The following is a 10289-nucleotide window of genomic DNA, read 5'->3' as shown; positions in this document are numbered from 1 at the left end:
TCAGGCCTTCGCCTTCAGGTCGGCCAGTTGCGACATCGCGAAGTTCGACATCGGCAGGCCCACGGGTTCCCCGATCTCGGCCGACACATCCGCCGCCGAATAGGTCTCCATCACCATCCGCGCATGCCTCGGATCGACCATCACCGGACGGTCGAGCAGCACCGCCTCGAGGAAATGCATCGTCTCGGGTCCCATCTGCCCGGCAAAGACATGGTCCACATGCTCGCCCGGCATGGTCGACATCGGGAACTGCTGCCCGCCGGACACCGTGTTCAGCCAGTGATCCCGCGCCGTGTCGTCGAGGATCAGCGCGCCCTCGGTTCCGGTGATCTCGATCCAGGTGCTGCAATAGTTGGGAAAGCTGGGCGGCAGGTTCCAGCCGCCGCCGATGACCACCAGCGTCCCGTCGTCCATCGTGACGGTGGACCACATGCAGTCATAGGACCCGTTCAGCTCCTTCATGTAGCCATAGGCGCCCTGGGAATAGATCTTCACCGGCTTCGCGGGCTCCAGCAGCCAGAACACGAAATCGAGGTCATGGGTCGATTCCATCGCCGCCGGCGACAGCCTGACCCGGTTCGCCACCTTCTTTCCCAGCGAGCGGGAGATATGGCGGCTCACCATCACGTTGACGACCTTGCCGAGGGTGCCGTCCTTGATCGACTTCTTCGCATAGGCGATCTTCGGATTGAACCTTTGCGAATAGCCGATGGTGAATTTCACCCTGTTCTGCTCGGACAGGGAAATCAATTCATCCGCTTCGGAAAGCTCCATCGCGATAGGCTTTTCCAGAAGAACGTGCTTCCCGGCCTTCAGGCAATCCCGCGCGATGGGATAGTGCGTCGGCTCCGGCGTGGTGGAAATGTAGACGATCTCGATATCCGGATTATTGACGATATCCTTGTAATCCAGCGTCGCCGTCGCCGGATTGGTCAATTGCCGCACTTCCTCCAGCCGTTCCGGCCGGATCTCGCAAATGTGCAGGGCGTCCACCAGCGCCGATTTGGCCAGCATTTCCGCCCTGATACCCCCGCACCAACCGGTCCCGATAACCGCCGCTTCCACTCGCCGCATCCCGTCCTCCAGGAAATCTGTTGCATTCCTCGCGCGGCCGCGCGATTCTGAGCATCGGCCAAGGGCAGTCGCTCCGAATGCGAAAACGATATTTGAGCCCGCAGGCTTTGCCAACAAGGATCGCACCCCATATCAAAAACCGATAGCGCCGTTCGGATTTTAGGATTTGACCCTCCGACCGCAGCGCCCGCAAATTCGGACCAGTGCCCGAAAGGCGGCCGTTGACCGGACCCGCCCCCCGAGCCTGATCACCACGACCGGACAGGATGCAGCGGCGGAGGATACGCGGCGTCGACCGGACGGATATCACGCGCGCGCGACCCCGCGGCCCTTGGCGGCCCGCCGGATCGCAAGGGAGGACGCGAATGCAGGACCAGACACGCAACCAGATCGGATTGGCCATCGTCGGCTGCGGCACCATCGGCCGGATCCGCGCCAAGCTCGCCCGGGATTATCCCGGCGTGGGCTGGATCGGTCTCTGCGACGTCAAGTCCGACATCGGCAAGGCCCTCGCCGAGGACGTCCAGGCCGACTTCTTCACCAATGACTTCCGGGAGCTTCTGGCCCGGCCCGAGATCACCGCCACGATCATCGCCACCGACGAGAACTTCCACTTCGACCCCACGATGCTCGCGGTCGAAAAGGGGCACGACCTTTTCATCGAGAAGCCGCTCGCCACCGACGCCCGCCAGTCCGCCCAGATCCTCGCCGCGATCGAGGCCGCCGGGGTGGATGCCGTGATCGGCTACACCCAGCGCTTCCGCCGCCGGTTCCTGACCGTCAAGGAACGGCTGGTCACAGGCCAGATCGGCGAGGTTCACACCGTCGTCACCCGCGCCCTGATGAACCGCATGGTCCCCATCGCCACCGTCCAGCGCACGCAGGACCGCGCGACGCTCACGCCCATGGTCGTGTCGGGCACGCACAGCCTCGACATGTCGCTCTGGCTGATGGAGGGCAAGACACCGAAGACGGTCTACGCCAAGTCGAACGACCGCGTGCTCAGCAAGTGGGGCACCAAGGATTCCACCCTCGGCCTCTTCGAGATGGACGACGGCACGCTCTTTTCGATGAACATCTCCTGGGCCCTGCCCGAGGTCTGGCCCGGCGCGGTCTACGGTCTCGAGATCGGCATCGTCGGCACCGAGGGCGTCATCGACATCGAGGACACGCACCGCGATCTCGTCATGGCGACGAACTTCGCCCAGGGCGCCGGATACGCCCCCGAGGGCTACAAGGCCCCCGCCCGCCACGTCGAATTCCTGACAAGCTATCCGCCGGGCGATCTCTATGACGGCGAACTCTGGGGCCCGATGCGCGAAGAGACCAACGCCTGGTACCAGCGCCTCTACACCGGCAAGCGCACGCCCCACGCCACGGCGCAGGACGGACATCGCAACCTTCTGCTGACCATGGCGATGGATCTCTCGGCCAAGCGCGGCGTGCCGGTCGACCTGCCGCCCGATCCCGACGAGCTGATGGCCGAACTCACCTGATCCCGGGCGGGCCGTGACGGTGGAGATCCATATCGGGGGCTATCAGGGTCCCCGGTCCGTCCACACGCGGGCCACGCAGGTCCTGGCAGGGGCCGTCGCCCGCCTCAGCGACGGCGCTGCCACCGTGCGCCTGACCGGCAACGTGTCGGACGCCGGGCACAAGGCCGTGGACCTGCTGCGGATGACGGAGGAGGGCGCCTTCGACGGCTGCTATTTCTGGTCGAGCTACCTGACAGGCCGCGTCCCCGACTTCGGCCTCTTCGACCAGCACTTCCGCGTCCCCGAACGCGCGCGCGTCCATGCCCTGCTCGACGGCCCCCTGGGCGCGCGCCTGCGCGAGAAGGTGGCCGAGGCCACGGGCTACCGGCTCTTCGGCTACTGGGACAACGGCTACCGCCAGATCTCCAGCACCCGGCCGATCCGGACCCTCGACGACTGCCGGGGCCTCAGGATCCGCACCTTCGAGAACGAGGACTACAGGCAGGTCTTCCGCGCCCTCGGGTTCGAGCCCGTGGATGTCGATGTCCGCGACATGAACGCCGGGGCGCGGGACGGCCGCTACGATGCTCAGGAAAACCCCCTGACCAACACGCTCAACCTCGGCATCAACGCCTACCAGCCCCACATCCTGATGACCCGCCATCTTCTCGGCGTGTCCTCGGTGCTCTTCAACGCCCGGAGCGTGGATGGCTGGGGGGCGGAGCTGACCGCCATCGTCGAGGCCGCCGTCGCGGAGGCGACCGCGGCGCAGCGCCGGTTCGCCATCGACGAGGATGCCGACTGCCGGGCGCGGCTTCTTGCGGCAGGGGCCGAGATCACGGAACCCGACCCGGCCCTCCGCGCGGAGATGGCCGCCCGCGCCCGCCCGGTGGTCGACCGCATCCGGGACAGGCTCGATCCCGACCTGCTGGCCCTAATCGACGCCGAACTCCGGGACTGACCCCGCCAGGGGCCTCAGATCCCCCGCGAGGCGCGGTCCGCGATCTCGGGAATGTCGTGGCGGCTGATGCCGATATCGGCAAGGTCCCGGTCCGTGCTCGAGGAAAGCTCGCGGTGAACCTGCAGATAGGTCCGGCGCCGGGCGCGGGCCGCGCTGAATGACGCGCGCAGATCGTCGAAACCGAGGCGGTCGATCTGAGGAAGGAAACGTGCGGCGAGAGTGGTCATCGTCTGTCCTGTCATGGCTTGTGTCATCGTCTGTCCACCCCGAGCTAGGCCGTTAGCGCCAACGGGAGTAGGTCCGACCCGGAAGGCCCGGGATGCATCCGCTGCATGGCGCGCCCGCCATGCCCCCGAATCTCCCGTTTCCGCCGGCAGCCACCCGTCCCGTACACGCCCAATTTGCAGGCAGCGCCGCCACAAAGCGCCGCCTCGGCAGCCAAACCGCGACCCGCGCGCCGCCTGACAGACACCCGGGCCCGCGCCTGTGGCCGCCGCGCCGTGCCTGTTCCACCTTGGGCCATGCAGGACGCCTAGGGTTCCGCCGCGTCGCGCGGGTCAGGACCGAGAGGGGTCGCCGGTCACCGAGGCCGGTACACGGAGGGATAAAATCCCGGGAGAGCACTGCGATCGCCGGCCGTCACCCGCCCCGCGCGGCCGGCCACGAAAAGCGTTCAAGGAGCCAGACCGATGCCCAAACACCTTCCCGTCCTCACCGCGGCGATTCTCGCCGCCGCCACCCCGCTCGCTGCGCAGGAGCGCGACAGCTTCCGCGTGGCCTGGTCGATCTATGTCGGCTGGATGCCCTGGGGCTATCTCGAGGACTCCGGCATCATGGACAAATGGGCCGAGAAGTACGACATCGACGTCGAGATCGTGCAGTTCAACGACTATATCGAGTCGATCAACCAGTATACCGCCGGCGCGTTCGACGGCGTCTCGGCCACCAACATGGACACGCTCTCCATTCCCTCGGGCAGCGGCGTCGACACCACCGCCCTCATCGTGGGCGATTTCTCCAACGGCAACGACGCGGTGATCCTCAAGGGCGAGGGCGACCTGACCACGCTCGCGGGAAAGCCCGTGAACCTCGTGGAGCTGTCCGTCTCCCACTACCTCCTCGCCCGCGCGCTCGACAGCGTGGGCCTCAGCGAGGCGGACCTGGCCGGCGTCATCAACACTTCCGACGCCGACATGATCGCCGCCTTCGCCACCGACGACGTGGAGACCGTGGTCACCTGGAACCCGCTCGTGGCCACGATCCTCGAGGACCCCGCCGCCAACAAGCTCTTCGACAGCTCCGACATCCCCGGCGAGATCATCGACCTCATGGTGGTGAACACCGAGGTGCTGGAGGCCAATCCCGCCTTCGGCATGGCCCTCACCGGCGCCTGGTACGAGGTGATGTCCCTCATGGCCGCCGGCGACGAGGAGGTGCTCACAGCCATGGCAGAGGCCTCGGGCACCGATCTCGCGGGCTACCAGGCGCAGCTTGTCTCCACCGAGATGTTCTACGACCCCGCCGCCGCCGTCGCCTTCGTCACCGATCCCGCCCTCGCCGAAACCATGACCAACGTGGCCGAATTCCTCTTCGACAAGGGCATCCTCGGCGAGGGCGCGCCCTCCGCCGACTTCATCGGCGTGGAATATCCCGACGGCACCATCACCGGCGATCCGAACAACGTCCGCTTCCGCTACACCTCCGAGTTCATGCAGATGGCCGCCGACGGCGCGCTCTAGGCGCCCCCGCCCCGGTCCACCGCCATGAGGCTGATCAACAGACGGCCCGGGCCGCCCGCCGTGGCGGCCCTCGCGGCGCTGCCCTTCGTGGCGGTGGCGCTGATCTATGCCTCGGCCTCCGCCGCGCGCCGGGCCGAGAACCCGCAGGACCGTCTCCTCCCCGCGCCCGCTCAGATCCTCGACACCGCCGGGCGGCTCCTCTTCGAGCCGGACCGCCGCACCGGCGACATCCTCTTCTGGATCGACACCGCCGTGAGCCTCCAGCGCCTCGGCCTCGGTGTCGGCATCGCCGCGCTGACCGGCCTCGTGATCGGCCTCGCCATCGGTCTCCTGCCCCTGGCGCGGGCCGGCCTCGCCAGCTTCGTCGAGGTGCTCTCCCTGATCCCGCCCCTCGCCGTCCTGCCGATCCTCTTCCTGCTTCTGGGCCTCGGCGAGACCGCCAAGGTCGCCCTCATCGCCATCGGCATCACGCCCTTCCTGATCCGCGACATGGCGGGCCGCACCGCCGAGATCCCCCCCGAACAGATCGTCAAGGCCCAGACCCTCGGCGCCTCGTCCCTCGCCATCGCGCTCCGCGTCGCGCTGCCGCAGGTCATGCCGCGCCTGATCCAGTCGGTGCGCCTCGCCCTTGGCCCCGCCTGGCTCTTTCTCATCGCGGCCGAGGCCATCGCCAGCGAGGCGGGCCTCGGCTACCGCATCTTCCTCGTGCGGCGCTTCCTCGCCATGGACGTGATCCTCGTCTACGTCGCCTGGATCACGCTGCTGGCCTTCCTCATCGACCGCCTGCTGCGCTACGCCTCCCGCCGGTTCTTCCCCTGGGCGGAGACGGCATGAGCTTCGTGACCGTCACCGACCTCTTTCTCGACTACGACCGCCGCCCGATCCTCGAGCGCGTGAACCTGACCGCGCGCGAGGGCGAATTCGTCGCCATCGTCGGCGCCTCGGGCTGCGGCAAGTCGAGCTTCCTGCGCCTCCTCCTCGACCAGGAACGCCCCAGTCGCGGGACGATCCTCGTCGACGGCCAGCCCCTGACCGGAGAGCCGAACCGCCAGCGCGGCATCGTCTTCCAGCGCTATTCCGTCTTTCCCCACATGACCGTCCGCGACAACATCGTCGCCGCCGAGGCCCTGGGCGCCAATCCCCTCGGCATCCTCGGTCGCTCCGCCCGCCGCGACGCCCGCGCTCGCGCCGAGGCCACGCTCGAGCGGATCGGCCTCGCCCATGTGGCGGGCAGCTACCCCTCCGCCCTGTCGGGGGGCATGCAGCAACGCCTCGCCATCGCCCAGGCCCTCGCCGCGAAACCCCGCATCCTGCTGCTCGACGAGCCCTTCGGCGCCCTCGATCCGGGCACGCGGCTCCGGATGCACGACTTCCTCTCGGACATCCGCACCGAGACCGGCATGACCATCTTCATGGTCACCCACGACCTGCCCGAGGCTTTCAAACTCGGCGACCGTGTGATCGTGTTCGACAAGACCCGCTGGGACCCTCAGGCGCCCGAGGCCTACGGCGCGACCATCACCTACGACTTCGACGCCCGCCACGGCGGGATCCCCTACCAGACCCCGAAGGAAGACCCCCATGTTCCCGTTCCCGCGTGACCGCTCCCGCCCGCACCGGCGCCCCGCCCATGACGCGCGCCGTTTCCACCATCCGGACCTGTCGAAGCTCCAGGGCTGGAAATCGATGCGCGCCGAGGCCGACATCCCCGGCGACGAATGGGAAAAGGAACGCCGCTGGGCGCTCCGCATGGGCCTCACCGCCGCCGACAGCATCGAGGACCGCGCCATCCCCACCTTCGCGCGCGGCGAGCTGCCCCATTACGCCGGCATCAACACCTTCCTGAAGGCCCCCTATGCCGAGGACGTGGCCGAGGTCGGCAATTACGACGCCACCGTGCTGGGCGCGCCCTTCGACGGCGGCACCACCTACCGCCCCGGCACCCGCTTCGGGCCCCAGGCCCTGCGCCGCATCTCCGCGCTCTACACGCCCTACAATTACGAAATGGCCATCGACCTGCGCGAACAGATGAGCCTCTGCGACGCGGGCGACATCTTCACCATCCCGGGCAACATCGAGAAGACCTTCGACCAGATCAGCCGCGCCGTCTCCCACGTCTTCAGCTCCGGCAGCCTGCCCATCATCATCGGCGGCGATCATTCCATCGGCTTTCCCTGCGTGCGCGGCATCGCCGAATGCACCTCGAAGAAGATCGGCATCGTCCATTTCGACCGCCACGCCGACATCCAGGAAAAGGACCTCGACGAGCGGATGCACACCACCCCGTGGTTCCACTCGACGAACCTGCCGAACGTGCCCGCAAAGAACCTCGTGCAGGTCGGCATCGGCGGCTGGCAGGTCCCCCGCGACGCGGTGAAGGTGGCCCGCGAGCGCGAGACCAACATCATCACCATGTCCGACATGGAGCGCATGGGCATCGACAAGACCGCCGAAATGGCGCTGGAGATGGCCTGGGACGGGGTGGACATGGTCTACATGTCCTTCGACATCGACAGCATCGACTGCGGCTTCGTGCCCGGCACCGGCTGGCCCGAACCCGGCGGGTTCCTCCCGCGCGAGGCCCTGGCCCTCGCCTCCAAGGTCGCGGCCGAAGGCATCTGCGGCATGGAGCTGGTGGAGGTCTCTCCCCCCTACGACACGTCCGACATCACCGCCCTTCTCGGGACCCGCGTGATCGTCGACGTTCTGGGCTCCATGGTCTCGGCGGGCGTTCTGGGCAAGCATCGCGGTCATATCGACAAGCCCGTCGACCTGCCGCGCGGCGACTACGACCCCGCCACCGACGGCCCCCGCTGGCAAACCCGCGCCAGGGCAAAGGACTGATCCCATGCCCCACGATCACGCCCATGACCACGATCACGACCATGACCACGGTCCCGGCCATCACCACCACCCCCACGCCGGGACGGGCCACAACCGCCCCGGCGCGGAGCATCTCCACAGCCACATGGACCCCGCCGACGAGGCCGCCGACCTCCAGGCGCTGACGGACGAGTTCATCGCCGGGTTCGTCGCCGCGAAGGACAAGACCAGCTTCCTGCGCATCGCCGGCGTGCCCTTCGAGAAGGGCGGTCTGAAGCTGGTGGACGTGCGCCTGACCACCGGCTGGCAGGTCGGCACCGCCTCCCCGGGCTTCGGCACCCGCGAGCTCAGCTACCTCCCCTTTCCCGGCGCCATGGTCTCCGAGCGCACCGACATGGCCCTGATCTACGTCTCCATGGACACCCGCGAGGAGGAGGACATCCGCGCGTTTCTCGCCGCCCGGCGATAGCCCCGCGGCACTTTTCCCAAGGACAGGAGGTGAACCCCTGACGCCCCGGTGCTAGAGGTCGGGCATTTCGACCCCTCCCGGAGCATCCATGGCCCGCAGCATCCTCTCCCTCGGAGCCCTCCTGCTCGGCTCGGCCTTCCTCGTCTTCGCGGGCGGGCTGAACGGGCTGCTCTTGCCCATCCGGGGCGAGATCGAGGGCTTCACCGCCGCCTCCCTCGGCCTTCTCGGCACCGGCTGGGCGGTGGGCTATGTGGCGGGCTGCATCGCCACCTCGTCCCTCGTGGCCCGCGTCGGCCATGTGCGGGTCTTCGGCGCCATGTGCGCCGTCGCCGCGATCACCGTGCTCCTGTCGCTGCTCTTCGTCACCCCCTGGGTCTGGGTGCCCCTGCGCGGCATCGCGGGCTTCTGCTTTGCCGGGGCCGCCATGGTTGTCGAAAGCTGGCTCAACGAAAAGGCCGAGAGCAGCAACCGCGGCCGCATCTTCGGCGTCTACACCATGGTCAACCTCGGCGCGACGACCGCCGGACAGCTCGCCCTGACCACCGGCGATCCGGCGGGCTACGTCTTCTTCGTCGTCGCGGCCATCGTCTACTGCATGGCGCTGCTGCCCACGGCCGTCTCCGCCACCACGACGCCCACGGCGCTGGTGAAGGTCTCGCTCGATCTCGGCGGACTCTGGCGCAACTCGCCCATCGCGGTGGTGGCTGTGTTCATGGTCGGCATCTCCAACGCCGCCTTCGGAACACTCGTCGCGGTCTACGGCGCGCGCACGGGCCTTTCCGTCAGCGAGGTGGCGCTCTTTGCCAGCGTGCCCGTCCTTGCCGGAGCCATCGCCCAGGTGCCCATCGGCATCCTGTCGGACCGCTACGACCGCCGGAAGGTGCTCATCGGCATCGCCCTTCTGGCGCTCGTCGCCGATGCCACCTTCCTCTTCGCCGGCTTCACCGGCACCGCCGCCCTGATCGCCACCTCCGCCGTCTTCGGCGCGGCGGTCTTCTCGATGTACCCGGTTATCGTGGCCCATGCGAACGACCACGCCGCGCCCGGAACCTTCATCCAGGTCTCGGGCGGGCTCCTGCTGGTCTTCGGCGTGGGCTCGATCATCGGCCCCACCATCGCGGGCTTCGCCATGACCCGCTACGGGACCTCCAGCCTGTTCTGGACCACCGCCGCGGCCCATGTGCTGATGCTGCTCTTCGCGCTCCTGCGCCTGCGCGCCCGCGCCGCCGTGCCCGCCGAGGACAAGACCGCCTTCCGCGCCGCCCCCCTCGCCCGGGGAACCACGCCCGAAACGGCCGTCCTCGCCGAACCGACGGACCCCGAGACGCCCGCCTCCCCCGCCTGAGCCGCGGACGGCCCCCGGGACAGGCGGCGGCCGGCGCCGGCGCGGCCCATGGGCCGGCCACCGACCTTTTGTCGCACCCCCGTTTGATCCAGCGCAAATCCTCTTCCCTGGCCCGAGGGGATGCTGAGGGACGACACAGGGTCGGACCCGCGGGTCCGGAGGGGAAGGAGTACCGAATGCGCCTTATCGTCACCGCCGTCTGCGCTCTCGTCTGTCCTGCGGCGGCCCTTGCCCACGGCGCCCACCCCCCGGTCCCCGACAGCGGCCATGCCGTCGCCCATATCGCGCCCATCGCGGTCATCGCCGTCGCGGCCCTGGCGACCTGGTATCTCGAGCGGCGGGAGTGACGCAGGGCCTCAGGCCTCCACGGCTCTCGCATCCCGCCCGGTGATGATATATGTGT

At 68.2% G+C, this 10289-nt stretch carries 11 protein-coding genes and 1 riboswitch; of the genes, 9 read left to right on the top strand and 2 right to left on the bottom strand.

Annotated features, from left to right (window positions below; all coding sequences use genetic code 11):
- Nucleotides 1-1074, bottom strand: a complete 1074-nt coding sequence (locus tag EAT49_RS18560; RefSeq protein ID WP_123643805.1) for a Gfo/Idh/MocA family protein — start codon at nt 1072-1074, stop codon at nt 1-3.
- A 365-nt stretch (nt 1075-1439) separates the two neighbouring features.
- Here EAT49_RS18560 and EAT49_RS18555 point away from each other — a divergent pair, with 365 nt between their 5' ends.
- Nucleotides 1440-2570: a Gfo/Idh/MocA family protein gene (locus EAT49_RS18555; protein ID WP_123643804.1), complete on the top strand. Its 1131-nt coding sequence runs from the start codon at nt 1440-1442 to the stop codon at nt 2568-2570.
- 13 nt (nt 2571-2583) lie between these two features.
- Entirely contained in the window at nt 2584-3510 is a 927-nt protein-coding gene (locus EAT49_RS18550; protein ID WP_123643803.1) for a TRAP transporter substrate-binding protein, read from the top strand.
- A 14-nt stretch (nt 3511-3524) separates the two neighbouring features.
- On the opposite strand, the gene EAT49_RS18545 is transcribed toward EAT49_RS18550, so the two are convergent.
- Complete coding sequence (locus EAT49_RS18545; protein WP_185020833.1) at nt 3525-3737, bottom strand: DUF1127 domain-containing protein; 213 nt, start codon at nt 3735-3737, stop codon at nt 3525-3527.
- A 294-nt stretch (nt 3738-4031) separates the two neighbouring features.
- A riboswitch (guanidine-I (ykkC/yxkD leader) is annotated at nt 4032-4131 on the top strand.
- 68 nt (nt 4132-4199) lie between these two features.
- On the opposite strand from EAT49_RS18545, the gene EAT49_RS18540 reads away from it, so the two are divergent.
- The 7 genes from EAT49_RS18540 to EAT49_RS21310 all read left to right on the top strand — a co-directional run bounded on the left by EAT49_RS18540 (nt 4200) and on the right by EAT49_RS21310 (nt 10233).
- Nucleotides 4200-5249 (top strand): putative urea ABC transporter substrate-binding protein, encoded by a 1050-nt coding sequence (locus tag EAT49_RS18540; RefSeq protein ID WP_123643801.1) that lies wholly within the window; start codon nt 4200-4202, stop codon nt 5247-5249.
- A gap of 24 nt (nt 5250-5273) precedes the next feature.
- Entirely contained in the window at nt 5274-6083 is an 810-nt protein-coding gene (locus tag EAT49_RS18535; protein WP_123643800.1) for an ABC transporter permease, read from the top strand.
- On the top strand, nt 6080-6850 hold the full coding sequence (locus EAT49_RS18530; protein WP_123643799.1) for an ABC transporter ATP-binding protein: 771 nt from the start codon (nt 6080-6082) through the stop codon (nt 6848-6850). Before EAT49_RS18535 ends, EAT49_RS18530 begins: the two co-directional genes overlap by 4 nt.
- A complete protein-coding gene (locus tag EAT49_RS18525) occupies nt 6831-8093 on the top strand; it encodes an agmatinase family protein (RefSeq protein WP_123643798.1) in 1263 nt (420 codons plus the stop codon). Before EAT49_RS18530 ends, EAT49_RS18525 begins: the two co-directional genes overlap by 20 nt.
- 4 nt (nt 8094-8097) lie before the next feature.
- The gene (locus EAT49_RS21315) at nt 8098-8541 is read left to right on the top strand and encodes a hypothetical protein (RefSeq protein WP_185020832.1); all 444 of its coding nucleotides are present in this window, start codon (nt 8098-8100) and stop codon (nt 8539-8541) included.
- A gap of 88 nt (nt 8542-8629) precedes the next feature.
- Nucleotides 8630-9886: an MFS transporter gene (locus EAT49_RS18515; protein WP_123643797.1), complete on the top strand. Its 1257-nt coding sequence runs from the start codon at nt 8630-8632 to the stop codon at nt 9884-9886.
- Nucleotides 9887-10062: 176 nt separating this feature from the next.
- Nucleotides 10063-10233 carry a hypothetical protein gene (locus EAT49_RS21310; protein ID WP_185020831.1) on the top strand — a complete coding sequence of 57 codons (171 nt, stop codon included), beginning with the start codon at nt 10063-10065 and terminating at the stop codon, nt 10231-10233.
- Nucleotides 10234-10289 lie beyond the last annotated feature (56 nt).

Origin of the sequence: Histidinibacterium lentulum (assembly GCF_003789055.1) — a bacterium.
Taxonomy (GTDB): domain Bacteria; phylum Pseudomonadota; class Alphaproteobacteria; order Rhodobacterales; family Rhodobacteraceae; genus Oceanicola; species Oceanicola lentulus.
This window is presented reverse-complemented; position numbering and strand designations above follow the sequence as displayed.